The organism is Saccharothrix saharensis, from assembly GCF_006716745.1.
In the GTDB taxonomy this organism is placed as follows: domain Bacteria; phylum Actinomycetota; class Actinomycetes; order Mycobacteriales; family Pseudonocardiaceae; genus Actinosynnema; species Actinosynnema saharense.
In genome coordinates, this window is sequence record NZ_VFPP01000001.1 from 3,504,186 (window position 1) to 3,530,672 (window position 26,487).

General features: G+C 69.4%; 25 protein-coding genes. 15 read left to right on the forward strand and 10 right to left on the reverse strand.

The window, feature by feature from the left end; genetic code table 11:
- Positions 1 to 8: 8 nt before the first annotated feature.
- The 3 genes from FHX81_RS14865 to FHX81_RS14875 are packed head-to-tail and all read right to left on the reverse strand — an operon-like array spanning position 9 to position 954.
- Positions 9 to 338, reverse strand: a complete 330-nt coding sequence (locus tag FHX81_RS14865; RefSeq protein WP_141978735.1) for a hypothetical protein — start codon at positions 336 to 338, stop codon at positions 9 to 11.
- The gene (locus FHX81_RS14870; RefSeq protein ID WP_342787200.1) at positions 335 to 679 is read right to left on the reverse strand and encodes a WhiB family transcriptional regulator; all 345 of its coding nucleotides are present in this window, start codon (positions 677 to 679) and stop codon (positions 335 to 337) included. The genes FHX81_RS14865 and FHX81_RS14870 overlap by 4 nt, the downstream gene beginning before the upstream one ends.
- Positions 676 to 954 carry a helix-turn-helix domain-containing protein gene (locus tag FHX81_RS14875; RefSeq protein ID WP_141978737.1) on the reverse strand — a complete coding sequence of 93 codons (279 nt, stop codon included), beginning with the start codon at positions 952 to 954 and terminating at the stop codon, positions 676 to 678. Before FHX81_RS14875 ends, FHX81_RS14870 begins: the two co-directional genes overlap by 4 nt.
- Positions 955 to 1,119: 165 nt before the next feature.
- On the opposite strand from FHX81_RS14875, the gene FHX81_RS14880 reads away from it, so the two are divergent.
- The 4 genes from FHX81_RS14880 to FHX81_RS14895 all read left to right on the forward strand — a co-directional run bounded on the left by FHX81_RS14880 (position 1,120) and on the right by FHX81_RS14895 (position 5,646).
- Positions 1,120 to 1,548 carry a helix-turn-helix domain-containing protein gene (locus tag FHX81_RS14880; RefSeq protein ID WP_141978738.1) on the forward strand — a complete coding sequence of 143 codons (429 nt, stop codon included), beginning with the start codon at positions 1,120 to 1,122 and terminating at the stop codon, positions 1,546 to 1,548.
- A gap of 176 nt (positions 1,549 to 1,724) precedes the next feature.
- A complete protein-coding gene (locus FHX81_RS14885; RefSeq protein WP_211363486.1) occupies positions 1,725 to 2,372 on the forward strand; it encodes an NUDIX hydrolase in 648 nt (215 codons plus the stop codon).
- Positions 2,353 to 2,766 carry an NUDIX hydrolase gene (locus FHX81_RS14890; RefSeq protein ID WP_141978740.1) on the forward strand — a complete coding sequence of 138 codons (414 nt, stop codon included), beginning with the start codon at positions 2,353 to 2,355 and terminating at the stop codon, positions 2,764 to 2,766. The genes FHX81_RS14885 and FHX81_RS14890 overlap by 20 nt, the downstream gene beginning before the upstream one ends.
- A gap of 390 nt (positions 2,767 to 3,156) precedes the next feature.
- Positions 3,157 to 5,646, forward strand: coding sequence for a helicase C-terminal domain-containing protein (locus tag FHX81_RS14895; protein ID WP_141978741.1), 2,490 nt, complete (start codon positions 3,157 to 3,159; stop codon positions 5,644 to 5,646).
- A gap of 471 nt (positions 5,647 to 6,117) precedes the next feature.
- On the opposite strand, the gene FHX81_RS14900 is transcribed toward FHX81_RS14895, so the two are convergent.
- Both FHX81_RS14900 and FHX81_RS14905 read right to left on the reverse strand, forming a co-directional pair.
- The gene (locus tag FHX81_RS14900) at positions 6,118 to 7,401 is read right to left on the reverse strand and encodes a hypothetical protein (protein ID WP_141978742.1); all 1,284 of its coding nucleotides are present in this window, start codon (positions 7,399 to 7,401) and stop codon (positions 6,118 to 6,120) included.
- Positions 7,402 to 7,664: 263 nt separating this feature from the next.
- Positions 7,665 to 8,456 carry an SAM-dependent methyltransferase gene (locus FHX81_RS14905; RefSeq protein WP_170232053.1) on the reverse strand — a complete coding sequence of 264 codons (792 nt, stop codon included), beginning with the start codon at positions 8,454 to 8,456 and terminating at the stop codon, positions 7,665 to 7,667.
- Positions 8,457 to 8,621: 165 nt separating this feature from the next.
- Between FHX81_RS14905 and FHX81_RS14910 the strand changes: the two genes are divergently transcribed.
- Positions 8,622 to 9,251, forward strand: coding sequence for a hypothetical protein (locus FHX81_RS14910; protein ID WP_141978743.1), 630 nt, complete (start codon positions 8,622 to 8,624; stop codon positions 9,249 to 9,251).
- Between the two features lie 225 nt (positions 9,252 to 9,476).
- Here the strand turns inward: FHX81_RS14910 and FHX81_RS14915 are convergent, their stop codons facing one another.
- Complete coding sequence (locus FHX81_RS14915) at positions 9,477 to 11,060, reverse strand: amidohydrolase (protein ID WP_141978744.1); 1,584 nt, start codon at positions 11,058 to 11,060, stop codon at positions 9,477 to 9,479.
- Positions 11,061 to 11,133: 73 nt separating this feature from the next.
- On the opposite strand from FHX81_RS14915, the gene FHX81_RS14920 reads away from it, so the two are divergent.
- Positions 11,134 to 12,081, forward strand: a complete 948-nt coding sequence (locus FHX81_RS14920) for a methionyl-tRNA formyltransferase (protein WP_141978745.1) — start codon at positions 11,134 to 11,136, stop codon at positions 12,079 to 12,081.
- Positions 12,082 to 12,232: 151 nt separating this feature from the next.
- The gene (locus FHX81_RS14925) at positions 12,233 to 12,892 is read left to right on the forward strand and encodes an HNH endonuclease family protein (RefSeq protein WP_141978746.1); all 660 of its coding nucleotides are present in this window, start codon (positions 12,233 to 12,235) and stop codon (positions 12,890 to 12,892) included.
- Here the strand turns inward: FHX81_RS14925 and FHX81_RS14930 are convergent.
- Positions 12,889 to 13,680, reverse strand: a complete 792-nt coding sequence (locus tag FHX81_RS14930; protein ID WP_141978747.1) for a hypothetical protein — start codon at positions 13,678 to 13,680, stop codon at positions 12,889 to 12,891. The genes FHX81_RS14925 and FHX81_RS14930 overlap by 4 nt on opposite strands.
- Positions 13,681 to 13,829: 149 nt before the next feature.
- On the opposite strand from FHX81_RS14930, the gene FHX81_RS14935 reads away from it, so the two are divergent.
- Entirely contained in the window at positions 13,830 to 15,317 is a 1,488-nt protein-coding gene (locus tag FHX81_RS14935) for a CYTH and CHAD domain-containing protein (protein ID WP_141978748.1), read from the forward strand.
- Positions 15,318 to 15,404: 87 nt separating this feature from the next.
- Complete coding sequence (locus FHX81_RS14940; RefSeq protein ID WP_141978749.1) at positions 15,405 to 16,994, forward strand: beta-N-acetylhexosaminidase; 1,590 nt, start codon at positions 15,405 to 15,407, stop codon at positions 16,992 to 16,994.
- A 42-nt stretch (positions 16,995 to 17,036) separates the two neighbouring features.
- Here the strand turns inward: FHX81_RS14940 and FHX81_RS14945 are convergent, their stop codons facing one another.
- The gene (locus tag FHX81_RS14945; protein WP_141978750.1) at positions 17,037 to 18,446 is read right to left on the reverse strand and encodes an aldehyde dehydrogenase family protein; all 1,410 of its coding nucleotides are present in this window, start codon (positions 18,444 to 18,446) and stop codon (positions 17,037 to 17,039) included.
- Between the two features lie 137 nt (positions 18,447 to 18,583).
- On the opposite strand from FHX81_RS14945, the gene FHX81_RS14950 reads away from it, so the two are divergent.
- The 5 genes from FHX81_RS14950 to FHX81_RS14970 are packed head-to-tail and all read left to right on the forward strand — an operon-like array spanning position 18,584 to position 22,228.
- On the forward strand, positions 18,584 to 19,996 hold the full coding sequence (locus tag FHX81_RS14950; RefSeq protein ID WP_141978751.1) for a GAF domain-containing protein: 1,413 nt from the start codon (positions 18,584 to 18,586) through the stop codon (positions 19,994 to 19,996).
- 10 nt (positions 19,997 to 20,006) lie between these two features.
- Positions 20,007 to 20,606 carry a ribonuclease FAU-1 family protein gene (locus tag FHX81_RS14955; RefSeq protein ID WP_141978752.1) on the forward strand — a complete coding sequence of 200 codons (600 nt, stop codon included), beginning with the start codon at positions 20,007 to 20,009 and terminating at the stop codon, positions 20,604 to 20,606.
- The gene (locus FHX81_RS14960; protein WP_141978753.1) at positions 20,603 to 21,217 is read left to right on the forward strand and encodes a nucleoside/nucleotide kinase family protein; all 615 of its coding nucleotides are present in this window, start codon (positions 20,603 to 20,605) and stop codon (positions 21,215 to 21,217) included. Before FHX81_RS14955 ends, FHX81_RS14960 begins: the two co-directional genes overlap by 4 nt.
- Before the next feature lie 14 nt (positions 21,218 to 21,231).
- Positions 21,232 to 21,513 carry a DUF6412 domain-containing protein gene (locus tag FHX81_RS14965; protein WP_141978754.1) on the forward strand — a complete coding sequence of 94 codons (282 nt, stop codon included), beginning with the start codon at positions 21,232 to 21,234 and terminating at the stop codon, positions 21,511 to 21,513.
- Positions 21,514 to 21,559: 46 nt separating this feature from the next.
- Positions 21,560 to 22,228 (forward strand): YidC/Oxa1 family membrane protein insertase, encoded by a 669-nt coding sequence (locus FHX81_RS14970; protein ID WP_141978755.1) that lies wholly within the window; start codon positions 21,560 to 21,562, stop codon positions 22,226 to 22,228.
- Here the strand turns inward: FHX81_RS14970 and FHX81_RS14975 are convergent.
- Together FHX81_RS14975 and FHX81_RS14980 are read right to left on the reverse strand one after the other, a co-directional pair.
- On the reverse strand, positions 22,137 to 23,171 hold the full coding sequence (locus FHX81_RS14975; RefSeq protein ID WP_246107820.1) for a fatty acid desaturase family protein: 1,035 nt from the start codon (positions 23,169 to 23,171) through the stop codon (positions 22,137 to 22,139). The genes FHX81_RS14970 and FHX81_RS14975 overlap by 92 nt on opposite strands.
- A gap of 32 nt (positions 23,172 to 23,203) precedes the next feature.
- Positions 23,204 to 24,745, reverse strand: a complete 1,542-nt coding sequence (locus FHX81_RS14980) for a PucR family transcriptional regulator (protein WP_141978756.1) — start codon at positions 24,743 to 24,745, stop codon at positions 23,204 to 23,206.
- 114 nt (positions 24,746 to 24,859) lie between these two features.
- On the opposite strand from FHX81_RS14980, the gene pruA reads away from it, so the two are divergent.
- Complete coding sequence (pruA, locus tag FHX81_RS14985; RefSeq protein ID WP_141978757.1) at positions 24,860 to 26,485, forward strand: L-glutamate gamma-semialdehyde dehydrogenase; 1,626 nt, start codon at positions 24,860 to 24,862, stop codon at positions 26,483 to 26,485.
- Positions 26,486 to 26,487: the final 2 nt, after the last annotated feature.

Sequence of the window (26,487 nt, forward strand, 5' to 3'; positions counted from 1 at the left end):
CGGTGTGCTCACCGTCGATCACCCCTACGACGCGGACCGTCCACCGCAGTCACCGTCAACGCCCTGGTGAGCGTGTAGGCCGAGAACAACGCCGGCAGACCGAGCGCCACCCACAGCAACGTGGAGTCACGCCCGTGCGTGATCACCAGCCACTGCACACCCACGATGACGCCGGCCGTCACGAGCACCCGACCCGTAAGCGACAGCAACCGGGCACCGGCACGCGCCGTGTCCGCCGCAGCCTTCGCCTTACGCGAACCGGCCCGCCACACCATCACCAACGCCAGCAGCACACCCACGCCAGCGAACACCTGAGTAGCCGTCAGGTCGATCGTCATGACGACGGCCCACCCATCCGGCCACGCCGCGCCCGCCACACCGGGTACAGGGCACGCCGCTCCTCCTCGGACAGGCCACCCCACACACCAACCGTGTCAGCACCGGCCGTACGCAACTCCAACTCCAAGCACGCACGCCGCACCGGACACTCCGCACACAACCGGGCAGCCAACTCCCGATCGGTCGACTCCTCCTCGTCCCACTCCGGCACCTCGTCGACCGGCACCAACCACAAGCACCGACCGTCCAACGTGACGATCTCCCACAACACCTCGTCCGGCACCGCCGCGAACCGGTCAAGATCCGCCGCAACCACCTCGAAGTAGTCCTCCGGGTTCACCACGAGGCACCCCCGACCTTCCGGTTGAACTCGCGGGCAGCTCGCCGCTGAGCAGCGATCTGAGCGGGGTCGACCAACCCCCCACTCGTGGCCGCTTGCTCCAAGAGCTGGTCAAGCGCGATGGCTGGCACCACGTAGCGCGTCCGCAGCCGAACGGCTGGGAAGTCACCCTCACGGATCACTCGGTAGAGCGTGGAAGGCGCGACGCGCAGAATCCGCGCCGCCTCTCGGACTGTGTAGAACGCCGGCTTGGCGCTCTCAGGCTTGTCGCTCATAAGCAAGACCCCTTGTGTCGAACGTCTAGTTTCAGTCGCGTTCGCGGGTCAATTTCATCCCGCCAAGGCACAGCAAGGGCCAAAACCGCTGGACACTGCGTGTTCGGAGGTCAGCGGAATTGCACCGCGCTACGCTCGCCTTTCGGGCGGAGCGCGGAGGAGCACTTGACCGGGGACTGGGCGGCGGTCGCACAAGCGATCAACCAGCGCATGGCCGAACTGGACATCAGCCAGCGCGAACTCACCGACCGCTCGGGTGTGTCCAAGGCGATCGTCGGCGAGCTCCAGAACAACAGCACACAGCGCCGAAGAAGCCGCCGGACGCTCGAAGCGCTCTCGACAGCGCTCGACTGGCATCCAGGCCACCTGACCGCCGTATTGGCAGGTCACCTGCCTCCGCGGCAAGGCGAACCAACGCCCCGCGGCGACGACGACATTCCCGGCCGGCTGGCAGTCATCGAGCACCAGCTCCGCGAGATCCGCCAGCAACTCGACAGCGTCGAGACGCTCAGCGACCGAGTCGATCAACTCAGCGAGAACGTGACAAAAATGCTCGCCTTCGTGGAGTCGAACCTCAACCGACCGAGCCGCTAAGGGGAACTGATGGCTGCTGCTTCTCATGCCAAGAAGTCAACGCCGAGCAGCCTTCACCAACCATGCACAACCAGTGCAGTTCCACTGCACGGCCAATGCACTTTCAGTGCACTTCGCCACCACGAAGGCACAGGCCAGTGGACATAGTGCGGGAGTGGAGCGGTCGAGCAGCCTGCGTGCTCCAAGCAGCACTGCGGGAGTCAAACGAGTCCTTCGCTGACCGTCTAGGAGTCTCCCCCAGGGCCGTCGCCGCGTGGCATGAAAAGCCAACACTCAAACCGAGACCTGAAGTGCAACAGATACTTGACCGGACTCTAGAGAACGCGTCGGATGCCGAGCGAAACAGATTTGCGACGATCCTCGCGACCGACAGTGGTGCATCTCGCCAGTCGACTGACTCAAGTACACCGATTCACGCTCTTCGCGTCGCAATTGCCATAGTTCTCAAAGGCTCACAAGTTCTAATCGTGCAGCGTCGCAGTGAAGATTCCAGTGGAATCTCTTGGCAGTTCCCTGCCGGAATGGTGAAGCCCGGAGCATCCTCTGAGATCGTCGCCGTACGAGAAACGCTCGCGGAGACCGGTATTCATTGCGCGGTCGTTCGCAACCTCGGAAGCCGGCTACATCCAACCACCCACGTGTACTGTGACTACCTGCTGTGCGAGTACTTGGGCGGTGATGCGCAGAACCTGGACGTGGTGGAAAACGTCAGTGTCACGTGGACAACTAGCGACCGATTGACCCGTTTCATCCCAATCGACCTAATATTCTCGCCAGTACTAGATGCCATTGAGGAGCTTGCACATGACCGACGTGACACCTGAGACGCCGCGTCCGGCGATCGCCGCCGCAATCATTACACTGAATAACCGCGTCCTCATGGTCAGGCGTCGCGTCTCGGAGGGAAGCCTCTCATGGCAATTTCCGGCTGGCGAAGTGGAGCCGGGAGAAACTCCTCTCGAAGCTGCGGCGCGCGAAGCCAATGAAGAGACCGGCGTGACCGTTGCAGAAGGAAAGCTTCTGGGCGAACGCGTACACCCCAAGACAGGTCGTACGATGATCTACGTTGCGTTTAATCACATCGAAGGACAAGCCAGCGTAGCAGATGACGAAGAACTCGATTCCATTGCCTGGGTTTCACGAGGCGAACTGCCCGAGTATGTCCCCTATGGCTTTTTCGAACCCGTTCAGACACACCTTGATGGCAAGCTTTCATGAGGGCTAACCATTTTGAACAGCAAATATCAACGGTTTGTTGCTACAAATTGTGCGTTATCGGCAAGTTTCCGCCAGTAACACTTCAGGGCGGCTTGACGATATTCATGCAATAGCATATCAAGTCAGCTAACGGGGACGAGGTGAGACAGGGGCTGTGGAGTCCTGAGCGGCCCAAGCAGACCAGGGAATACCGGAATGGCTACTACATCACCTACTGGCTTCGCCTAGTTACTGGAACGGGCCGCGAGAACCTGAGTTACAGACAGTATATCGACCACACACCAACCGTAGCGAGGCGTTGCTCCTGTTAGCTAGATCAGGTGATGATTTGCGCCCTGCCACCCAGTAGTGTGACAACCCCAAGCACTGCAAGTAGTCAAGGTGGGCACCATGTCCGGGTTAAATTTCGATGCGCTCAGCGGTCCTTCGGCCGCCGATCGGGAAACCCATCCCAGAGATATCTTTGCCGCATTGCCCAGTAAATCATCACGCTTCGAGTATCTTCGCGATGTCCAACGTGAAGTATTCGATGGCTGGCATCTCCGCCGCACAGAGCGGGACCTAGTCGTCAAGATGAACACGGGGAATGGAAAGACGCTCGTTGGCCTTCTCATGCTGAAGAGCTGTTTGAATGAAGGCGTCTACCCTGCAGCATATCTCACGCCTTCAGTTTTCCTCGCCGACGAGGTTACAGATACCGCGATGGCGTTGGGACTTAGAGTTGCGCGAGACCCTCGTGATCCTGATGTTGCGGCAGGCAAGGCGATCCTGGTTGCCACCGTACAGACGCTTTTCAACGGAAGAAGCAAGTTCGGAGTTGGATCCGAAGGTCGAAAGATTCGCCTTGGCTCCGTACTGATCGACGATGCTCACGCTTGCTTGAATGTCATTGAGGAACAGTTCGAGATCAAGATACCGGCTGAACATGCAGCGTCTCAAAAGATCCGCAGGCGGTTCAGCTCAGTACTCGAAGCTCAAGATCACGCAAAGTTCCTTGCCATTCTCGACGGTGAACGACAGCCAGCACTTCTCGTACCACCATGGGATTGGTACGACGCTCAACCTGAAATCATGCAGATTTTGCATTCCCACAAGAGCGACGAGCCCCTTGAATGGACGTGGCCACTTGTGAGCGGATGCCTCTCACAGTGTAGATGTGTGATTGATGCAGCCGAGGTGCAGATCAAACCGATCCTTCCACCAGTTGATGTCATTCCAAGTTTCGCCCAGGCGAAACGAAGGATATACTTGACTGCAACTCTCTCTGACGACAGTGTCGTAGTCACACATTTCGCTGCGGACGCTGACTCAATCCGCAAGTCGCTCACGCCTAGCGCAGCCGATGATATCGGCGATCGGATGATACTTGCGCCTCAGATGATCCAGCCAGCATGGTCCGATGACGATCTCAAGGGATATCTGTCGGAAATCTCAAAGGTCCATAACGTTGTTGTGATCGTTCCTTCTAAGCGAAGGGCGGACTGGTGGTCAGACATAGCTGATCAGACGTTGGACGCGGGCAAGCTGCAGGCTGGCATTAAGGCACTTCGCGATGGACGAATCGGATTGACCGTGCTCATCGGCAAGTATGACGGTGTGGATCTTCCCGATGACGCTTGCCGAGTCCTCGTTATCGATGGCGTCCCTGAGGCATACGATGGCCTCGCCAGAGTGGAAGCCAGCGCTCTCGACGACACACACGCAATGACGGGACGGCAGCTACAAAGAACAGAACAAGGAATGGGGCGGGGTATCAGGTCCCGCGACGACCATTGCGTAGTTCTATTGCTGGGCGGGCGACTCATTAGGCGTCTTATCGAAGGTGATGCACTAGCTCACTTCAGCCCGGCGACCCGCGCGCAGATGCAGCTTGCAAACCAAGTATTCGACCAACTCCGAGACGGCACTGTCGACGATATCAAGACCGCCATTTCACAGTTCCTCACTCGTCACCCCGGATGGGTTACTGCCAGCAGAAATGCTCTTAACGGGGTCAAATACGGCACCGGGAGCGTATCAGAGGCTGCTGTGCAGTCACGCCGGGCGTTTGAACTAGCTGTGCAACAACGTTACCCCGAGGCTGCAGATGCTCAACAAAAGGCCGTCAACGCAGTGTCACAGTCACCGCGTGAGCGCGGTTGGTTGATGCAACAACAGGCTGCTTTTGTCCATCCGACAGATGCGGTCCGAGCACAGGAAATTCAGACTGTCGCGCTTGACCATAATTCGAGCCTCCTGCGCCCAAAGCAGGGAGTTGCGTACGTCCGCCTGAAGGGGCGGGCACAGGAACAAGCAGTAAGCGCAGCAACCTTTCTGTCAGGACAGTATTCAAATGGCACGGAAGCTGCTGCCGCGATCAACGCGCTCCTCTCGGATCTGATCTACGATCAGGATCCGAACACAGTAGAGCCGTTCGAGCAAGCTGTATACGATCTAGGAGATCACCTAGGGCTCGTGACGCAGCGCCCCGAGCGCGACTTCAAACGTGGCTCAGATAACCTCTGGGCTTTGAACGAAACTAACTACTTCGTCATCGAGTGCAAGAGTGCAGTGACGACAGATTATATCAGAAAAAAGGATGCGGATCAGCTTGCCGGATCGATGAACTGGTTTCGGGCCGAATACTCACACCCCGCAACCGCTCTTCCCGTTCTGTTCCATCCGGTCAACAGGCCGAACCGCGATGCATCTTTGCCAGCAGGTACCCGGATTGTAACCCGAGAAGATCTTGAGTCGATGAAGGACTCGGTTCGAATGTGGGCAATGTCCCTGAACGATATTGATCTATCTAATCCTGACGAAGTCGGCGCCCGACTGAAACTGCATAAACTCAGTGGACAAAAGATCATCACTACCCACAGTTCTGTGGTCGCGCCGTAGCGGTATCGATGCGCCGGCCCTAGGAGTTGAACGATGGTCGGCAAGGCTACGCGTCCACGGTCGCGATCGGTCCGTTGGCGTGGTGCGGGCCGTGGTGCGAACTGTGGTAGATCCGTGACAGTTGAGCCTCTGGTGCGAACGCTTCGTTCATCATAGTAGCTGGTAGCGCCCACCACGGTGAAGTAGATGGACACTTCTAATCCCGAGGTCGCAGGTTCGAATCCTGCCGGGGGCGCAGCAGTGCGGGTGAGGACGTCGGAGCCGATCTCCGGTCAAGATCGGCCCACGTCACACCCGCGATGATCTACTTCTCAGGTCCGAGACCTCGTACCGCACCGCGGCGGCACGACGTGCGGAGTCGGACGACGAACGTGTCGGCCCCGCTCCGGGTGGTGATCCGCGCGGGCCATGACCCGACGTCCTGCGTCGAAAGGCGCGGAACTCGTGCCCGCGCGCGGCCGAGCCGGCGGGTCAGACCGGGCGGGTGGAGCGGCAGCCCTCGGTGGGGCAACCCCAGCCGGCCGTCGTCGTGCCCACGGTGACGAGGGCGGCGTGGGCCAGGAAGCGGTCGCGTTTCGTGCGCTCGTCCAGGTGGGCGCAGGCGCACCCGGCGCCGGGGTGGGACGGTTCGTCGTGCGCCAGGCCCATGTAGCCCAGCGGGACACCGAGCCCCTCGGCGATGGCGGTCAGGGTGTCGTAGGACTCGACCTTCGCACCGGACAGGACGCGGTCGACGTCGTGGTGCGGTTGGCCGGTCAGCGCGGCGATCCGGTCGCGCGGCACGCCGTGGTGGGTCAGCAGGCGGTAGACGGTGGTGATGTCGCGCAACGCCAGCGCGGTGCGCATCTCGTGGTGCTCCCACACGTCCGGCAGGTCGGGTCGGACGGGGAGCAGGGGGCGGACCGCCCGTTCGTCCACGGCGGGGCCGGGCGCGGTGGCGGCCAGCCAGTCGTTCCACGCCCAGTCCGGTTCGGGCGGCGGCGCCAAGGCGTGAGGGGCGGTGTGCGGGGCGGCGGACAGGGCCACGCCGTGCACGTCGTTGCGGAGGCGGTACGGGATGGCCGCGCAGGACGGGACGCGGCACGTGGAACCGGCCAGGATCGCGGCGACCGAGCCGCCCGGCGGGCCACCGCGCCAGTACAGCTCGAAGGTGTCACCCACGACGACGCCGTCCAGCCACGCGGCGCCGCGCCACAGCGGCAGGCGGCGCAGGACCCCGCTCATCAGGTCCGACGTCGGCGGGGTCGGTTGGTCCGCCGCGGCCGCTTCCAGGGGCTGGGGGCGGTCGGCCAGGGCGAGGTCGACGGGCAGACCCGCGGCGACGGCCCGCCGCCAGCGTTCCCGCGTCACGCCGAGCAGTCGTGCTTCGCCGTCGGGTGAGCGCAGGTCCAGGTGGTCACGGCGCGGGCGGACGCGCAGGCCGGGCACGCCGTGGAGCCGGTCGCCCGCGACCGCCGGGAGGAGTTGGGTCAGCAGGTCGTCCAACGCGGCGTCGTGGACGCGCAGGCCGAGCACCTTCTCGTCCGGCCGCACCCGGCCGACCACGGAAGTCGGGCGCAGCGGGTGGCCACGCCTGCGCATGCCCGCCATGGTGCGCGTGACGGCGGACAGCAGCGCGGCCTCGAACCGGCGTTGACCCGGGGTGCGGGCGGCGGGCACGACCGGGCCGGGGACGGCACCGCCGCGTTGCCTGCGCACCATGTTCGGTGTCTCGCCCGTGCACCAGTACCGCTTGACCAGAGAGCTTGTCGACACGAGGAACCTCCGCGGACGCCACCCGGTCGACGCCACCGGGTTCACGGACGCACGAGCGCACACCGGTGCGACCGCGTGGACGACGAACCCCGGGAAAGTAGGCGGACATGCGGGACGCGTCCCCTCGACGCGCTCTGGAGGCACCCACTCCATCCGGGTCAGGAGGAGCCTCGGTGGCAGCCGCACCTGCCAGGTCACAAAACTACAACAACGACGTTGGCCGGCGGGGCACGATCACTCGAAGGTGCGAACTCCTCGGTTTTTCAGAGCCTGCGGCCCACGGCGGCCAGGCCGGCGAACCGCTCGGGGTGCTCGTCCACGTCCTCCGGCGACGCGGGACGCCACAGCGGCAGGTGCACGACACCCGGCTCGACCAGCTCGTACCCCTCGTACAACGCCTCGACCTCGGACTTGGAGCGCATCGTCATCGGCGTGGCCGTGCGCCGCCGGTACAGGTCGGTGTGCTCGTCGGCCTGGGCGTCCTGACCGTCGTGCGTGGCGTGGGAGATCACCAGGTAGCTGCCGGGCGGCACGGCGTCGCGGTAGGCGGCGATGATCTTCACCGGCTCGTCCGGCACGAAGTGCAGCACCGCGACCATCATGACCGCGACCGGCCGGTCGAAGTCGAGCAGCGCGGCGACCTCGGGGGCGGCCAGCACCGCGTCCGGGTGGCGCAGGTCCTCCTGGACGACGGTGGTGCGCGGGTCGTCACCGAGGATCGTGCGGCTGTACGTGACCGCGATCGGGTCGTTGTCGACGTAGGCCACGCGCGAGGCCGGGCCGGCTTCACGGGCCACCTCGTGGACGTTGCCGACGGTCGGGATGCCGGAGCCCAGGTCGAGGAACTGGGTGACGCCCCGGCTCACGCAGAACTGGACGGCCCGGCGCAGGAACGCCCGGTTGGCCTGCATGATCAGCGGGAGCTCCGGCCACATGGTGATCGCCTGCTCGGCCATCTCCCGGTCGACGGCGAAGTTGTGCGCGCCGCCGAGGTAGTAGTCGTAGACCCGGGCGGCGCTCGGCCTGGTCAGGTCGATGTCCGGTCGTTCACCCACGGCTTGCTCCTTCCCCAGGTCCGGCAGCTTAGGCGTCGGGTGGCCGTGACCCGAGGTCAGGCCGATCGCGTACTGCCCGCGGATGGTCCGTTCGCACCCCGCGGATTGTCGGACCCCCTCGGTAGAATCGAACACGAGTTCGATCGCGCGCGAGGGGAGCTTGCCGTGGAGCCGATCAGCGTCACCGCCCTGTCCTTCACCGAGTACGTCATGAGCGGTCAGCGGGGCCGCATCAGCATCGTGTCCGAGCAGCGGCGCATCTACCTGTCGTCGGAGCAGTGGGTGGCCGGGTTCTACAACCCCGTGCGTGACGCGATGCGGCGGGCGGCGAACTCGCCCGACCCGGCCGCGGAGCTGGACAAGGTGGTCGAGGCCGCGCACCGCAACCCCCGTGCCGGCCGGCCGCGCGCGTTCGAGGAGCTGCGGGAGGGGTTCCTGCCGTGGTTGCAGTCGACCCGGGCTACCGGGGTGCCCACGGGAGCGGCGCGGTGGCAGGCAGGCGACCTGGCCCTGCGGGTCCGACCGCACTTGGGGCTGCGGTTGCCGGACGGGTCGAAGGCGGCGGTGCTGGTGTACGTGAAGGAGACGCCGATGACGCAGGAGGCGGCGAACGTCGGGTTGCGGATCCTGCAGCAGACGGTGGCCGACACACTGCCCGGCGCGGTGCCGCTGGTGTTGGACGCGCGGCGGGGGCGGGCGTTCCGGATGTCGCGGCGGACGAACCTGGCGAAGTTGGACGCGCTGATCGCGGCGGAGGCGGCGGGGTATGTGGTGCATTGGCGGATGAGCGCGTAACAGGGGGCCGGATTCGGCTTGGTGGTCCGGTCCGGCTCGATTTGACGTGGTGCCCGTACCGGCACCACGTCGAATCGAGCTTCCGCGGTCGTTGGCCGGCGTGCGTTGCGGGCACACGATCGGGGGAAGCGGACAACCTCTGACAACCTGAACCGCATTTCTCACGTTAGCCGGAGAAAACGGCCGGCCGGCGGCGAGGAGGCATGGGCGGGGGCCTGGGTCGGGTCAGGTGAAGTCGGCGGGGTTGTGGATGAAGTCGCCCGCGATCACGGTGGCGGCGACGGGGATGTCGGAGATGGTGGAGATGTCTGCGGTCAGGGGGTTGGTTTCGAGGATGGTGAAGTCCGCCAGCTTGCCCGGGGTGATGGTGCCCAGGGCGTGGTCCTGGCGGCACGCGTAGGCGGCGCCGATCGTGTACGCCGCGAGGGCTTCGTGGACGGTGGTCGCCTCGGTGGGGCCGATGGGGTTGCCCTCCTTGGAGAGGCGTTCGGCCATGAACTGGATGGCGCGCAACGGTCTGCCGTCGGCGACCGGGCGGTCGGAGCTGCCGGCGATCGGGATGCCCCGGTCCAGGAACGCCCGGCCGCGGTACATCCAGGGGGTGCGGTCCGGGCCCATGATGGTGGCGTAGTCGTCGCCGTAGGCCCAGAGGAACGTCGGTTGGATGACCGGGATGACGTTCAGGGCGGCGATCCGGTCGAGTTGTTCCGGGCGGACGAGGCCGCAGTGTTCGATCCGGTGCCGGGTGTCCAGGCGGGGGACGGCCCGCTGGGCTTCGGCCAGTGCGTCCAGGGCGAAGTCGACGGCGCGGTCACCGATGGCGTGCACGGCCAGTTGCCAGCCGGCGGCGTGGCCGTCGAGGATCGCGGCGCGCATCGAGTCCGGGTCGTCCTGCAGTTGGCCGGCGGTGTCCATGCCTTCGTACGGCCAGGTCAGCGCGGCGGTTCGGGCCAGCATGCCGCCGTCGGTCCACAGCTTCAGCGGGCCGATGGAGAGGCGGTCGTCACCCAGTCCGGTGCGCAGGCCCAGCGGCAGGGCACGGCGGATGCCGTCGGTGGCGTGGGCGGTCACGGGTTCCAGCCGGTCGGCGGAGACCATCAGTTGGATGCGGATCGGCAGGGTGGCGCGTTGGTAGGCCTCGACTTCCAGCGGGCTGCTGCCGATCAGGCCGCCGCCCACGCCGGCTTCGGCGGCCAGGACGACGCCCTCGCGGAGGCACTGGTGCGCGCCGGATTCGACGTCGGCGGCGATGTCCTCCAGCGAGTAGGGCAGGCGGAGGGCGCGGACGGCGGTTTGGGCGGCTTCGGCGAGGAAGCCGGTCGGGGTGCCCGTCGCGTCGCGTTGGGCTTCGCGCAGCGCCGAGGCGGGCAGGACGGCGAGGACGTCGCCGCTGACGACGCAGGCGTGGCCGGAGAGGTCCTGCACGTAGACGCGGGGGCCGATCAGGTCCAGGTCGCGTGAGGTCAGCGGGCGGTCCAGGGCGCGGTGGTCGTAGCCGGCGGCTTCGACCCAGCCGGACGAGCGCGGTGCGCCCCGGAGGACGTCGAGGACTTGGGCGACGGTCGTGCAGGACGAGACGTCCGGGGTGCGCGCGGCGCGTCCGGTCCAGGCGAGGTGGTTGTGGGCGTCCACGAAGCCGGGGAGCACCACCGCGCCGTCGAGGTCGACCACGCGGCGCGCGGGGAGGTCGGCGACGTCGTCGTCCAAGCCGACGATCCTCCCGGCCCAGACACCGATCACGGACGCCGTCGGCCGGGTCGGGTCCAGGGTGACGACCCGTCCGCCCACCACCTTGAGGTCGAGGATCACCCGCAAAGGCTAGCCCACCTCACTTAGGTTAGGGTTGGATAACTTAGGCGAGCCTATCCAAGGAGGAGCTCCCATGCGGGTCGTCATGTTCGGCTACCAGACCTGGGGTCACCGCACGCTCCAGGCGCTGCTGGACTCCGAGCACGAGGTGGTGCTGGTCGTCACGCACCCCAAGAGCGACCACGCCTACGAGCGCATCTGGAGCGACTCCGTCGCGGACCTGGCCGCCGAGCACGGCGTCGAGACGCTCATCCGCAACCGCCCGGACGACGACGAGCTGTTCCAGCGGCTCAAGGAGGTCGAGCCGGACGTCATCGTCGCCACGAACTGGCGCACGTGGATCCCGCCGCACATCTTCACCCTGCCCAAGCACGGCACGTTGAACGTGCACGACTCGCTGCTGCCCGCTTACGCGGGTTTCTCGCCGTTGATCTGGGCGCTGATCAACGACGAGAAGGAGGTCGGCGTCACCGCGCACATGATGGACGAGACGCTGGACGCGGGCGACATCGTGCTCCAGCGCGCCGTCCCGGTCGGTCCGCGCGACACCACGGCGGACCTGTTCCACAAGACGTTGGCGCTGTTCGGGCCGATCACGGTGGACGGCCTGGCCGAAATCGCCAAGGGGCGCACGGACTTCGCCAAGCAGGACCGGTCGAAGGCCAGCTTCTTCCACAAGCGGGCGGAGGAGGACCTGCGCATCGACTGGACGTGGGAGGCCGACGAGCTGGACCGGTTGGTCCGCGCCCAGTGCCCGCCGTACCCGAGCGCGTTCGCGTTCCACAAGGGCAAGCGGCTGGAGATCCTGGAGGCCGAGGTGTCCCGGGAGTGCTACGGCGGCACGCCCGGTCGGATCTTCTACCGCGAGGGTGACGGTGTCGCGATCGTCGCGGGGGCGTTGGCGCGGCGTGGCCGCAACCACGCGTTGCTGGTCAAGCGGGTGCGCACGGAGGACGGCACGGAGTTGGGCGCGACGGAGTACTTCACGCACATGGGCGGGTACCTGACCAGCCGGCCCTGATGCCGGTGCCGACGGCACGGGGCGGTGGGCCCCGTGCCGGTAGGCCGAAAGGGCTCGGCGCCGGGTCGAACGCGCGTCGAATCGGGTGCGGGTCGGCCGAATGTTCGGCCCCGGTGTTCCGGTCGGGGCGATCATCGCTGATCATGGTGGCATGAGCGGCAAGCGGTCGGCGGTCGTCAGCGGTGTCCTGGTCCTCCTCCTGATCGTCGCCGGTTGTGGCACCGGCGTGCTCACGCCGGACACCACGTCGTCCGCGGGTGTGCCGACGGGTCCGGCGGCGCCCGGTGACGACCCGGCGGCGCAGTTGGCGGCGTTGACCGTGGCGCCCGAGGGGAAGATGGCGGGTTACAGCCGCGACCGGTTCCCGCACTGGAGCAGCCAGGGCCAGGGGTGCGACACGCGGGACGTGGTGTTGCAGCGGCAGGGCGCGGACGTGCGGACCGGTGAGCGCTGCAAGATCACGTCGGGGACGTGGACGAGCGCCTACGACGGCAAGGTCGTGGCCGATCCGGGTGAGCTGGACATCGACCACACGGTGGCGTTGGCCGAGGCGTGGCGCTCGGGTGCGGACAAGTGGACCGACGAGCAGCGGGAGAAGTTCGCCAACGATCTCGGCGGGTTGCAGCTGATCGCGGTGACGGCGAGCAGCAACCGGGCCAAGGGTGACCAGGACGCGGCGAAGTGGAAGCCGCCGGTGCAGTCGTACTGGTGTACGTACGCGCGGGCCGTGGTGTCGGTGAAGACGTTGTACGCCTTGACGGTGGACGAGGCGGAGCGCGACGCGTTGGGCGCGATGCTCAAGACCTGCTAGGGCCGCAGGGATTCCAGTTGATCGACGATGTCGGTGTAGGCCTCGGCCCGGCGGACCCAGGCGGCGAAGCCCGAGGCGGCCGAGGGGACTTCGCCCAGCGGTGAGATCGGGTCCGTCACGCCGTACTCGAGGCGGTAGGCGACGAGCGCCACGGCGGCCTCGACCCAGCGGGACGGGTCGGGGGTGGTGATCTCGCCCAGGCCGACGCGGAACCACAGCGGGAGCCGGGTGTCGGCGGCCAGCGCTCGTTCGAGCCGGCGGCGGGCGATGTCGAGGACTTCCTGGCGTGCTTTCTCGCCCGCCACGACGGCGTCCGCGCGCCACGGCTCCTCGGCGGCGACCTGGTCGGCGGCCAGCCGGTGGGCGGCGGCGACCGCGCCCGCTTCCTGCGCGTTGACCCGCCACTCCAGGTTCTGCACCTCGTGCTGCAACGCGTCGCGCTCGAAGCGGGGCATGCGGCCGGACGAGAGCTTGGCCAGGCCCGCGTCCCGCTGCTGCTTCATCGACTCGTACTCGCCGACCTCGGCCCGCAGCTCGGCGCGGACGGAGTCGGCCAGCAGGTCCTGCTCGGCGTCCCACGCGGCGCGCAGCGCGCGCACGGTGTCGGCGATGTCCCCGGTCGAGTCGAGGTCTTCGTCCGGGCCCGACCCGGCGCCGGACAGCCTGCGTTCGAGGACGTGCAGGCGTGCGCTCACCCGACCGAGCTCGGCCGTCAGCGCCTGGGTGGTGGCGACGAGATCAGCGACGGTCGGCTCGACCTCGTCGAGCCGTTCCTTTTCGGTGGGCACGCGATCCAGCCAACCGCACGTCACGGCCCAGTCCAGGGATGAAACGGGGAAACCACGCGTACGGGCCGACACAAACCCCCGGCCTGGTTAACGGTCGATCACGCACGGTGACGTGCCTGAACTCGGATCAAACGGTGTACCTCTGTTGCATGTCGAGGTCGGTGCACGAGACGGAACGCAAGTACGAGGCCCCCGGCGGCACCGCGCTGCCGGACCTGGCCGACCTGCCCGGCGTGGCGGCCGTGGCGGGACCGGAGGAGCAACGCCTGGAAGCGGTCTACTACGACACCGCGGACCTGAGGTTGGCGCGTGCCGGGTTGACGTTGCGCCGCCGCACGGGCGGTGACGACGCGGGCTGGCACCTGAAGCTGCCGGTGGGCGTGGACACGCGCGAGGAGGTGCGGTTGCCGCCGGGGCGCGCGGCCAAGCACCCGCCCGAGGAGCTCGGCTCGCTGGTCCGGGTGCACGCGCGCGGGCGCGAGCTGGCACCGGTGGCGCGCATCCAGACCACCCGGCAGCGCTGGCAGCTCGTGGACGACCGGGGCGGGTTGCTCACCGAGGTGGTCGAGGACCTGGTGTCCGGGCAGGCGCTGGTGGGCGACTCGCCGGTCGACTCGTGGCGCGAGATCGAGGTGGAGCTGGGGGAACGCGGTGACGTCGCGCTGCTGGACCGGGTCGAGGAACGGCTGGCGGGCTCGGGCATCACGCGGTCCACGTCGTCGGCGAAGCTGACCCGGCTGCTGGCCGACCGGTTGGCCGCGACGAGCGCGCCGCCGGCCGCGACGGGCAGGTCGGCGGGTGACGTCGTGCTGGCTTACCTGCGGGAGCAGGCCGACGCGTTGAAGCACCAGGACCCGCGCGTGCGCCGGGGTGAGGACGACGCCGTGCACCAGATGCGGGTGGCGACACGGCGGATGCGCAGCGCGCTGCAGGCGTTCGGCGCGATCGTGGACCGTGACGACACGCGTCAGCTGACCGACGAGCTGAAGTGGCTCGCGGGTGTGCTCGGGGAGGCCCGCGACCTGGAGGTGTTGCGCGACCGGTTCGAGAACGCGGTCGCGGCGCTGGACGACGAGCTGGTGCTGGGCCCGGTGAAGGCGCAGCTGACCCGGCACTTCGCGCCGTTGGAGGCGGCCGCGCACGAGGCGTCCGTGGCGGCGTTGGACAGCGACCGGTACTTCGCCCTGCTGGACGCGGTCGACGCGCTGGTGGCCGACCCGCCGTTCACGCCGGCGGCGCGGGAGAAGGCCGCGAAGGTGTTGCCGGCGCTGGTGGACAAGACCTACCGCAGGTTGGCGAAACGGGCCGGGAGCGCGCAGGACGACGTCGCGCTGCACGAGGCCCGCAAGGCGGCCAAGCGGCTGCGGTACGCGGTCGAGGTGTCGGAGCCGAGGTTCGGCAAGCGGGCCGCGAAGTACCGCAAGAAGGTGAAGGCGGTGCAGGAGCTGCTGGGCGAGCACCAGGACGGCGTGGTGGCGCGGCCGGTGCTGCGCGAGCTGGGCGCGAAGGCCCAGCTCGACGGGGAGAACGGTTTCACGTTCGGTCTGCTGCACGGTCTGGAGACGGCGGCGGCGCAGCGCGTGGAGGACCGCTTCCCGGACGCGTGGCGTCGTCTCGGCAAGCCGAAGCTGCGGTAATTGGTCTGGACCTTGACACCTCCTGGTGCGGCTGAAACGGTGGCTGGAGCCGCCGCTCGGTGATCCACGCTGGCCAGGAGGACGTCAGTGCTTCTCTCAGAAGGCGCCGGACGGCGCGGGTTCGGTCGAGCGCTCGCCGCGCTGCTGTTCGTCGGCGCGGTGGGCGCGGCGGTTCCCGCCCACGCAGCTCCGGAGACGCCGTTGCCGCACATCGTGCCCGCTCCCGTCACTGCCACCCCGCGACCGGGCGTGACGTTCACGCTCAGCGCGGACACCAGGATCCACACCCAACCCGGCTCGCCCGCGGCCAAGCGGGTCGGCGAGTTCCTGGCGGGCGTGCTGCGCCCGTCCACGGGCTACCGGCTGCCGGTCGTGCCCGGCGCGTCCGGTCGGCACATCTCGCTGCTGCTCGTCGGCGCCGACGCCCGCGTCGGCGAGGAGGGCTACCAGCTCGACGTGACCGGGCGGGGCGTGCTGGTCCGGGCGCGGACGGCCGCGGGCCTGTTCGCGGGCGTGCAGACGTTGCGCCAGCTCCTGCCCGCGAAGGTGGAGGCGAAGACGAAGCAGCGCGGCCCGTGGACCGTGCCGGGCGTCCGGGTGCTGGACTACCCGCGCTACGCCCACCGGGGCGCGATGCTCGACGTGGCACGGCACTTCTTCTCGGTCGACGAGGTCAAGCGGTACATCGACCAGATCGCGCTCTACAAGGTCAACCGGCTGCACCTGCACCTGACCGACGACCAGGGCTGGCGACTGGAGATCAAGAGCTGGCCCAACCTCACCGCGCACGGCGGCAGCACGGAGGTCGGCGGCGGCCCCGGCGGCTTCTACACGCAGGAGCAGTACAAGGACCTCGTCGCCTACGCCGCCGCGCGGCACATCACGGTGATCCCGGAGATCGACATGCCGGGTCACACCAACGCCGCGCTGTCGTCGTACCCGGAGCTGAACTGCGACGGCGTCGCGCCGCCGCCCTACACCGGCATCGAGGTCGGTTTCAGCTCGCTGTGCATCGACAAGGACATCACCTACAGGTTCGTGGACGACGTGCTGCGCGAGGTGGCCGCGTTGACCCCCGGCCAGTACCTGCACATCGGCGGCGACGAGGCGCACGCCACCACCGACCCGGACTTCGACCTGTTCATGGACAAGGTGCTGCCGCTGGTCGCCAAGCACGGCAAGACCGCGACCGGCTGGCACGAGTTCGTCAAGGCCGGTCCGCCCGCGTCGGCCGTCCCGCAGTTCTGGGGCACGAAGACGGTCGCGCCGGACATGGTCGCGGCCGCCGAGCGGGGCAGCGAGATCGTGCTGTCGCCCGCCACCAAGGCGTACCTGGACATGAAGTACGACGCGGACACCAAGCTCGGGCTGAGCTGGGCCGGCTACACCGACGTGCAGGACGCGTACGACTGGAACCCCGGCGCGTACATCGAGGGCCTGCCGGCCGAGGCGGTGCGCGGGGTCGAGGCGCCGCTGTGGAGCGAGACCGTCACCGACTCCGCCGACCTGGAGTTCCTGGCGTTCCCGCGGCTGCCCGCGATCGCCGAGCTGGGTTGGTCGCCGTGGTCGACGCACGACTGGGAGAAGTTCAAGGTCCGGCTGGCGGCGCAGGCCGACCGGTGGGACGTGATGGGCGTGAACTACTACGCGTCCCCGCAGGTGCCCTGGAAGAAGTGACGGGTGGAAGGGGGAGCCGTGGCACCGGCTCCCCCTTCCCGCTCAGAAGCCGACCAGCATGCTCTTGGTCTGCTGGTAGTGGTCGAGCACGACGCGGTGGTCCTCCCGGCCGACGCCCGAGCGCGGGTAGGCGTGGTGGTTGTTCACCCACACCCGGGACGCCTGGATCTCGCGGCCCGCGCGGTAGGCCAGGCCGCCGTCGCGCGACCACACGCCCGCGCCGACGCCGCACGGCGTGTCGTTGACGGTCTTCACCGCGTCGTCGAAGTCGTCGAACCGGGTCACCGACACCACCGGGCCGAAGACCTCTTCCTGGAAGACCCGCATCTTGTGGTCGCCTTCGAGGATCGTCGGCGTGACGTAGTACCCGCCCGACAGCTCGCCGCCGAGGTCGGCGCGTTCACCGCCGCACGCCACCCGCGCACCCTCGCGCCGGCCCATCTCCAGGTAGGCGAGGACCTTGTCGAGCTGCTCGCGGCTGGTCTGCGCGCCGATCACGGTCCCCGTGTCGAGCGGGTGGCCCTGCTTGACCGCCTCGGTCCGCTCGGTGGCGTCGGCGAGGAACTCGTCGTAGATCGGGCTCTGGACCAGGCCGCGGGACGGGCACGTGGAGCCCTCGCCCTGGTTGAGGGCGAACGCGGTGAAGCCCTCCAGCGCCTTGTCGTAGAACGCGTCCCGCCGCGCGGCCACGTCGGCGAAGAACACGATCGCGCTCTTGCCGCCCGGCTTGGGCGCGACCGGGGTCCGCGCCACCCGGTGGCTCGCGGCCAGCAGCATGCCCGCCTCCGCGCCGAAGCCGTTGACCACGTTCACCACGCCGGGCGGCAGCAGGTCGGCGACCAGGCCCACCAGCACGTGGATCGACGCCGGGGTCTGCTCGGCGGGCTTGAGCACCACCGCGTTGCCCGCCGCCAGCGCCGGTGCGAGCTGCCACGCGGCCATGAGCAGCGGGAAGTTCCACGGCACGAGCCGGCCGACCACGCCCAGCGGCTGCGGGAAGCGGTAGGCCACCAGGTCGTCGCGGATCTGCGTGATGCCGCCCTCCTGGGCCCGGACCGCGCCCGCGAAGCCGCGGAAGCAGTCCACCGCCAGCGGCAGGTCGGTGGTCAGCACCTCACGCACCGGCTTGCCGCTCTCCCAGGTCTCGGCGACGGCGAGGGCTTCGAGGTGGTCCTCGATCCGGTCGGCGACCTCGTCGAGCACGGTGGCCCGCTCGGCGGGGGACGTGCGGGCCCAGCGGCGGGCCGCGCCGTGCGCCGCGTCCAACGCCCGTTCGACGTCCTCGGCGGTGCCCCGGGCGACCTCCGTGAACACCTCGCCGGTGACCGGGGTCGGGTCGGTGAAGTAGCCGCCCTTGGCGGGCGGCACGTACTCGCCGCCGATGAAGTGGTCGTACCGGTCGCGGTAGGACACCACGCTCCCCCGCGCGCCCGGCGCCGCGTACCTCGCCATCTCCCCGCTCCCCTCGCGTCGGTCGTGCGGGGTGCAGCGTCGGCCGCACAACGTTGCAGTCGCGTTGCACCCGAACGGATCAGCGTTTCGCTTGCCGCGATCGGCGCGGGAGCGTCATCCTGGTCCGGGAGGCGCCCATGCAACCGGACCCGCGACGGCTCGCGCACGCGCGCGAGGCGGTGCTGGGCGGTGGTCGGGCGCGCGGTGCGCGTGAGCTGATCGTCGAGTCGTGGCGGCGGTCGCTGGCCGCGCGGGTCGACCCCGACCGGCACGAGGCGCCCGTGGTGCTCGCCCCGGACGAGGTGGTCGACCGGCGTCGCGCGCACCCGCTCGCGGCCGCGCTGCCGGTGCTGCGCGAGACGCTCGTCGGGATCGCCGACGAGGCGCAGCACGTCATGCTGGTCACCGACGCGGACGGCACGATCCTGTGGTGCGAGGGCGCGAACTCGGTGCGCCGCCCGGCCGAACGGGTGCGGCTGACCGAGGGCGCGTGCTGGGCCGAGGACGCGATCGGCACGAACGCGATGGGCACGGCGCTCGCGGTGGGCGCGCCGGTGACCGTGCACTCCGCCGAGCACCTGGTGCGGACCTACCACGGCTGGACGTGCGCGGCGAGCCCGGTGCGCGACCCGGACACCGGCCGCACGATCGGCGTGGTCGACGTCAGCGGGCCGTTGACCAGCACGCACCCGGCGCTCGTGGCGCTGGTGTCGGCCGCGGCCCGGTTGGCGGAAGGCCGGTTGCAGGAGCGGCTGGCGGCCCGCGACGAGCGGCTGCGGTCGCTGAACATGCGGCACCTGATCGGCCTGCGCGGCGAGCCGGGCGCCCTGCTCAGCCCGAGCGGCCGGGTGCTGGCCGCCGAGCCGCACGGCCTGCTGACCGCCCGCGTGGACGTGAGCGGCGACGGCGTGCGGCTGGCCGACGGGCGGGACGCGGTCCTGGAGCGGTTGGACGAGGGCTACCTGCTGCGGGTGCCGCGGCACCGGACCCGGCGACCCGTGCTCTCGCTGCGGTTCCTGGGCGACGTGAAGGGCTCGGTCGACGGGCGGGCGCTGCCGCTGTCGCTGCGGCACGCGGAGCTGCTGACGGCGCTGGCGCTGCACCCGCGCGGGCTCACGGCCGAGCAGTTGGCGCTGCACCTGTACGGCGAGCGCGGCAACCCGACCACCGTGCGGGCCGAGCTGCACCGGCTGCGCGCCCAGTTGGGCGAGGTGCTGCTGACCAGGCCGTACCGGCTGTCGGCGGACGTGCGCGGTGACTTCCTGGCGGTGCGGGACGCCCTGCGGGCCGGTGACGTGGGCACGGCCGCAGCGGCGTACCGGGGCGAGCTGCTCCCCCGGTCCGAGGCGCCGGTGGTGTGCGAGGAGCGTGAGGACCTGGTCGCGGCGCTGCGCCGGGGCGTGCTGGACCGGGGCGACGTGGAGGCGCTGTGGGCGTTCGGCCTGGTGGCGCACGACGCGACGGTGCTGGAACGCCTGGTCCTGCTGCTGCCGCGGACCGACCCGCGCCGCGAGGTGGCGGCGACCCGGCTGCGGCGGGCGCTCATCTAGCCTGATCGACATGGGGTACTTCCGGCCGGGGGACGTGGCGTTGCGGCGCGAGGTGCTGCACGGCGAGCCGTGGGTGGTCACCCCGACCCGGGTCGTCCGGGACGGGCCGGACCTGCTCGTCGTCTACACCGCGCCGGGCACGGAGTTCGGCTTCCACCCGCACCCGCGCACCCACCACTGGCGGGAGCTGGGCCGCACCCGCTGGACCGGCCTGGGCAAGCTCCAGCTGCACCGCCCCGGCGACGCCTACTCGGTCGACCTGTACTGGCAGGGCGAGCAGCGCCGGTTCGCGGGCTTCTACCTCAACCTCCAGGCGCCGTTCCGCCGCACCGCCCACGGCTTCGACACCCTCGACCACGCGCTGGACTTCTGGGCGCCGGTCGACGGCGACTGGCAGGAGCTGGACCGCGACGAGTTCGAGGAGATGGTCGCCGACGGCAAGTACGACGCCGCCGAGGCCGAGGGCATCCGGCGCACCGCGAAGGAGGTCGAGGCCATGCTGACCGACGGCCGCACGTGGTGGGACCCGGCGTGGGGGTCGTGGGAACCCGACCCGGGCTGGCCGGTGCCGGCACTGCCCGCCGGCTGGGAGGACCACCCGCTGCCGTGAAGGTCGTGCCCCTCTCCCCGCAGACCCTCGTGGACGAGCTGGTCGGGCGGATCGACGCGCTGCCGCGCACGACGTGGGCCCGGGTGCTGGTCGACGGCGCGCTGCCGACCAGGCCGGGCGAGCTGGCGGACACCCTGGTGGAGCCGCTGCGCGCGCTGGGACGCCCGGTGCTGCGGGTGTCGGCGTGGGACTTCCTGCGGCCCGCGTCCGTGCGGCTGGAGTACGGGCACGAGGACCCCGACTCGTTCCGCGACTCGTGGCTGGACGTCGGCGGGTTGCTGCGCGAGGTGCTGGAGCCGCTGGACCCCGGCGGGTCGGGGCGGGTGCTGCCGGCGCTGTGGAACGCGGCGACGGACCGGGCGCACCGGGCCGACTACGTGGCGCTCGGCGCGGGCGGCGTGCTGCTGGTCGACGGCACGGTGCTGCTCGACAAGTGGCTGCCCGCCGAGCTGACCGCGCACCTGTGGCTGTCGCCGGGAGCGCTGGACCGGCAGATGCCCGACGAGTGGCGGTGGACGCTGCCCGCGTACGCCTCCTACGAGCCGCGCGCCGACGTGACGGTGCGCTACGACCACCCCGCGCGGCCCGCCCTCGTGGGTAAGGTGGACTGAGGGGAGGTGAGGACATGACCAGGCTGCGCCTGCTGTGGGTTGACCTGGCCGCGTTGTGCCTCCTGGCCGTCTACGCCCTCACCCTGCTCAGCACACCCACCGAGGTCCTGGCCGCCGTGACGGCCGTGGCCCTGGTCGTGCTGCTGCTCACCGCCGCGCCGGTGGTGCGGGCCGCGCCCGCGTGGGTGCGGTCGCTGTCGATCCGCGAGAAGTCCCTGCGCGCCGCGTTCCTGCGGCTGCGCGACCCCGACGCGGCGGGCCGTCCCCGTCCTCGAGCTCCGGGATTGGGCCTCTAGCACCCGAGGCCCGCAGTTCCCCTTGCTCTGAGGACGGAGTTCACCCTTGTTCCACGCCCTGGGCTCAGCCCTGGCCGCGTTCGCCACGCCCGCGTTGGCCATCGTCGCCTTCACCGCCGCCGTGCGGCTGCTCGTGCACCCGCTCAGCCGTGCCGCCGTGCGCGGCGAGAAGGCCCGCGCCGCGTTGGCGCCCGAGGTCCGCAAGCTGTCCGAGAAGTACGGCAAGGACCGGGTGAAGCTCCAGGAGAAGACGCTGGAGCTCTACCGGTCCCGCGGCACGTCCATGCTGGCCGGGTGCCTGCCCGCGCTCGTGCAGGTGCCGTTCTTCATGGTGATGTACCGGCTGGTCACCACCCCGAACCCGCTGCTGGACGGCACGCTGCTGGGCGTGCCGCTGGGCACGCACTGGTTCGGGGTGTGGGCGCACACGCCGGTGTTCGCGGCGCTGTTCGCCGTGCTCACCGGGGTCGCGTTCGCCACCTCGCGGTGGCAGGCGGCCGTGGCGCGCCGCACCGGCGGGCCGCAGCCGCCGTTCGCCGGGCTGCTGCGGCTCCTGCCGTTCGGGACGGTGCTGATCGCCGCCGTGCTGCCGCTGGCGGCCGGCGTCTACCTGGTGACGACGACTACCTGGACCCTGCTGGAGCGAGCTTTCCTGTACCGCGCAGTTCAGCTCCCGCCTCGTGCAGGTACTTCAGCACGAAGCCGTACGAGGTGAACAGGCCGCACTCGGCGTAGGACACCGAGTGCCGCAGGCAGAAGTCGCGGACCAGCGCCTGCGCGCGGCGCAGGTGCGGCCGCGGCATGCTCGGGAACAGGTGGTGCTCGATCTGGTAGTTCAGGCCACCGAGCAGGAAGTCGGTGAACCAGCCGCCGGTGACGTTGCGGGAGGTCAGCACCTGCTTGCGCAGGAAGTCGAGCTGGTGGCCCGCCTGCAGCACCGGCATGCCCTTGTGGTTGGGCGCGAACGAGATGCCCATGTAGACGCCGAACACGCCCTGGTGCACGGCGATGAACACGACGGCCTTGAGCGGGGACATCAGCAGGAACACCGCGCCCAGGTAGACCACGACGTGCACGGCCATCAGCACCAGCTCCAGCTTCCAGCCCTTGACCTCCCGGCGGACCGCGGCGGCGGCGCTGATGACGTGCAGGCTGAAGCCTTCGAGCAGCAGCAGCGGGAAGAACAACCACGCCTGGTGCTTGACGACCCAGCGGAAGAAGCCGCGCTTGCGCTCGGCCTGCTCGGCGCTGAACGCGAGCACGGCGATGTCGACGTCCGGGTCCTCGTCCTCGTGGTTGGGGTTGGCGTGGTGCCGGGTGTGCTTGCCCATCCACCAGCCGTAGCCGACGCCGATGAGCAGGTTGCCCAGCAGCAGGCCCATGGTCTGGTTGGTCTTGTGGTCGGCGAACACCTGCCGGTGGCCCGCGTCGTGCCCGAGGAAGGCGATCTGCGTGAAGACGACGCCCAGCACGGCGGCCGGCACGAGCTGCCACCACGAGTCGCCGATCAGCACCATGGAAACCCCGGTGAGGCCGAACGCGGCGAGCACGCCGACCAGGAACGTGATGTAGAAACCGATGCGCCGGTCCAGCAGACCCTGCTGCTTGACCAGCCTGGACAATTCAGCGAAGTCGCTGCCGCGGGCTTGGGTGCTCACTCCCGGAGGGTACGGCGCGCGCGGCCACCGGTTCAGCCCAGCCTGAGTTGCAACTGCGCGAACAACCGGAGCAGCGGGTCGTCCAGATCGAATCCGCCGACCTCCGCCGCACGTCGGACGCGGTATCGCAGCGTGTTCGGGTGCACGTGCAACTTCGCCGCCGCGCTTTTCACATCACCGAATTCGTCGAGGTACGCCAAAAGGGAACGGGCCAGTTCCCCATCGAGCCGGGCGAGCCGCGGATCCCGGATGCGCGGGTGCTCGGCCAGCAGGGCGAGCGTTTCGCTGATCAACACCCGCGACCGCACGTCCTCCAGGGTCGCCACGTCGGCGTCGAGGTCGCGCGACATCGCGTCGAGCACGCGGTCCGCCTCGGCCCGGGAGATCATCACCTCGTTCACGGTGGGCACGGTGGAGCCGATCGCGCCCTGCACCCGCAGGCCCATGTGCTTGCGCGCGGCGGCCACGATCTCCCTGGTCAACGTCAGCAGCGGCGCCTTCGCCGGCAGGTCCGTGAGCAGCGCGTACGTGCGCCCGCTCTGCTGGCTGACCAGCGCGCTGCGCCGGTAGGAGGCGGCGTGCACGGAGATCAGGCTGGTCATCTCGGCACGGCGCAGCTCGTGCTCGGTGCGGTCGGCGTGCTCCTGCCCGCGCAGCGCGAAGACCACGACGGCGGCGGGCTTGTCCGGGTCGGCGCCGATCTGCTCGGCGATCGCCCCGGCGTCCATCCGGCCGTCGAGCAGGGACGCGAGCAGGTTCTCCCGGAACGCGGCGGCCGGCTCCCGCTGCTGGACCAGGTGCAGGGCCGTGACGCGGGCCGCGCCGAGCAGCGCCCGTTCGGCCTGCTCGGCCAGCGGCGTGCCGCCCTCCTGCACCCAGATCGTGCCCAGCGGCTGCGTGCCCGCGTGGATGCCCACCGCGATGCGGCGGCGGATGCCCAGCTCGGGGCGCTCGTCGATGCGGACGACCTCCTCGCCGGAGCGCAGCCGCTGGTAGACACCCCACTCGCGGAGCATCTTCAGGTAGGGCTCCGGCCCCTGGCGGCCCAGGATGGAGAGCCGGCGCAGCTCGTCCACCTCGTCGGTCGAGCGGGAGTAGGCCAGCACGCGGCTCGCGGTGTCCTCGATGCTGACGATGCCGCCGGTCAGCGACGCGATGGTCTGGGCCAGGCCGAACAGGTCGCCGAGCACCTCGCCCACGCCCGCGTCGGCCGTCACGCGGGCGTTGTGCACGACCCCCCGGGCGAGCGCTTCGAGGTGTTCCCAGCGGACCTCGGGCCGCACGGCCAGCAGCGCCACGCCCGCGTCCGCCGCCGCCTGCCGCAGCACCGGCGACGGCGTGTCGACCTTGACCGCCACCGCCACCGCTCCCCCCGCGCCGGCCGCCCTGACCAGCGGTGCCGCGGCACGGCCACGCGCGCCCACGACCAACCCGAGGTCGCCGGGCCGCACGTCGGGCGTGTCGTCGGGGTCGAGGATGACCACGTCGAGGACGTCGCCCTCCAGCCCGCGCGGCGCGACCTGCACCTCGACCAGCGGATCACCGAGCGCGATCAGGACCTGCCGCAGGCTCATCTTTGTCCAGTTCCACAACGACGGGTGGCCAAGCCTAGACGGGCGGACAACGGGACGCAGGGTTGGAAGTCCTACCGTTGGGTCAACCCCAACCCTGTGGCGAAGGAGCTGCTTGTGGATGCCGTGACCGCGGTCCCCGCACCGGTGAACGAGCCCGTCCTGAGCTACGCCCCCGGCACCCCGGAACGGGCGCAGTTGCAGGCGAAGCTGGCCGAGCTGGCCAAGGAGCCCGCCGAGCTGACCCTCACCATCGGCGGTGAGCAGCGGGTCGGCGGCGGCGAGCGCTTCGACGTCGTGCAGCCGCACAACCACCGCGCCGTGCTCGGCACCCTGCACGGCGCCACCCAGCAGGACACGCGGGACGCCATCGCCGCCGCGAAGCAGGCCGCGCCCGCGTGGCGCGCGATGTCCTACGACGACCGCGCCGCGATCCTGCTGCGCGCCGCCGACCTGCTCGCGACCAAGTGGCGGGCCACGCTCAACGCGGCCACCATGCTCGGCCAGTCGAAGACCGCCGTCCAGGCCGAGATCGACGCCGCGTGCGAGCTGATCGACTTCTGGCGCTTCAACGTCTCGTTCGGCCGGCAGCTCCTCGCCGAGCAGCCCCAGTCCTCCCCCGGCGTGTGGAACCGCACGGACCACCGCCCGTTGGAGGGCTTCGTCTACGCGATCACGCCGTTCAACTTCACCGCCATCGCGGGCAACCTGCCCACCGCGCCCGCCCTGATGGGCAACGTGGTGCTGTGGAAGCCGTCGCCGACGCAGAGCTTCGCCGCGCACCTGACCATGCGGCTGCTCGAAGAGGCCGGCATGCCGCCCGGCGTGATCAACCTGCTGCCCGGTGACGGGCTGGCCGTGTCCGAGGTGGCGCTGGCCGACCCGGACCTCGCGGGCATCCACTTCACCGGCTCCACCCGCACGTTCCAGCACCTGTGGGGCCAGGTGGGCGCGAACATCGCGAACTACCGCTCCTACCCGCGGATCGTCGGCGAGACCGGCGGCAAGGACTTCGTGCTCGCGCACCCGTCCGCCGACGTGGACGTGCTGCGCACCGCCCTGGTCCGCGGCGCGTTCGAGTACCAGGGCCAGAAGTGCTCGGCCGCGTCCCGCGCGTACGTCCCGCGCTCGGTGTGGAACCGGATGAAGGACGACTTCCTGGCCGACGTCGAGTCGCTGACCATGGGCGACGTCACGGACCTGTCGAACTTCATGGGCGCGGTCATCGACCGGCGCTCGTTCGACAAGCTGTCGGGCGTGCTGGACGCCGCGCGCGGCGACGACCACCTGGAGGTCGTGGCCGGTGGCACCGCCGACGACTCCGAGGGCTTCTTCGTGCGGCCGACCGTGCTGCTGGGCACCGACCCCGAGCACGAGGTGTTCACCACCGAGTACTTCGGGCCGGTGCTGGCGGTGCACGTGTTCGAGGACTCCGACTACGACACCGTGCTCAAGCAGATGGAGGGCGCCGCGCCGTACGCCCTGACCGGCGCGATCATCGCGCAGGACCGGGCCGCGATCGCGCACGCGCAGCGGGAGCTGCGGTTCGCCGCGGGCAACTTCTACGTCAACGACAAGCCGACCGGCGCGGTCGTCGGCCAGCAGCCGTTCGGCGGCGGTCGGGCGTCGGGCACCAACGACAAGGCCGGCTCGGTGCACAACCTGCTGCGCTGGGTCAGCCCCCGGTCGATCAAGGAGACGTTCGCGGCTCCGACCTCCTACCGCTACCCGCACCAGGGGTGATC

Excerpts from the sequence above, each read along its gene's own strand:
- FHX81_RS14875 (WP_141978737.1), bottom strand. The coding sequence starts at position 954 with ATGAGCGACAAGCCTGAGAGCGCCAAGCCGGCGTTCTACACAGTCCGA.
- FHX81_RS14865 (WP_141978735.1), bottom strand. The coding sequence starts at position 338 with ATGACGATCGACCTGACGGCTACTCAGGTGTTCGCTGGCGTGGGTGTG.
- FHX81_RS14955 (WP_141978752.1), top strand. The coding sequence starts at position 20,007 with ATGGGGTACTTCCGGCCGGGGGACGTGGCGTTGCGGCGCGAGGTGCTG.
- FHX81_RS14935 (WP_141978748.1), top strand. The coding sequence starts at position 13,830 with ATGTCGAGGTCGGTGCACGAGACGGAACGCAAGTACGAGGCCCCCGGC.
- FHX81_RS14945 (WP_141978750.1), bottom strand. The coding sequence starts at position 18,446 with ATGGCGAGGTACGCGGCGCCGGGCGCGCGGGGGAGCGTGGTGTCCTAC.
- FHX81_RS14895 (WP_141978741.1), top strand. The coding sequence starts at position 3,157 with ATGTCCGGGTTAAATTTCGATGCGCTCAGCGGTCCTTCGGCCGCCGAT.
- FHX81_RS14950 (WP_141978751.1), top strand. The coding sequence starts at position 18,584 with ATGCAACCGGACCCGCGACGGCTCGCGCACGCGCGCGAGGCGGTGCTG.
- FHX81_RS14920 (WP_141978745.1), top strand. The coding sequence starts at position 11,134 with ATGCGGGTCGTCATGTTCGGCTACCAGACCTGGGGTCACCGCACGCTC.
- FHX81_RS14925 (WP_141978746.1), top strand. The coding sequence starts at position 12,233 with ATGAGCGGCAAGCGGTCGGCGGTCGTCAGCGGTGTCCTGGTCCTCCTC.
- FHX81_RS14890 (WP_141978740.1), top strand. The coding sequence starts at position 2,353 with ATGACCGACGTGACACCTGAGACGCCGCGTCCGGCGATCGCCGCCGCA.
- FHX81_RS14965 (WP_141978754.1), top strand. The coding sequence starts at position 21,232 with ATGACCAGGCTGCGCCTGCTGTGGGTTGACCTGGCCGCGTTGTGCCTC.
- FHX81_RS14980 (WP_141978756.1), bottom strand. The coding sequence starts at position 24,745 with ATGAGCCTGCGGCAGGTCCTGATCGCGCTCGGTGATCCGCTGGTCGAG.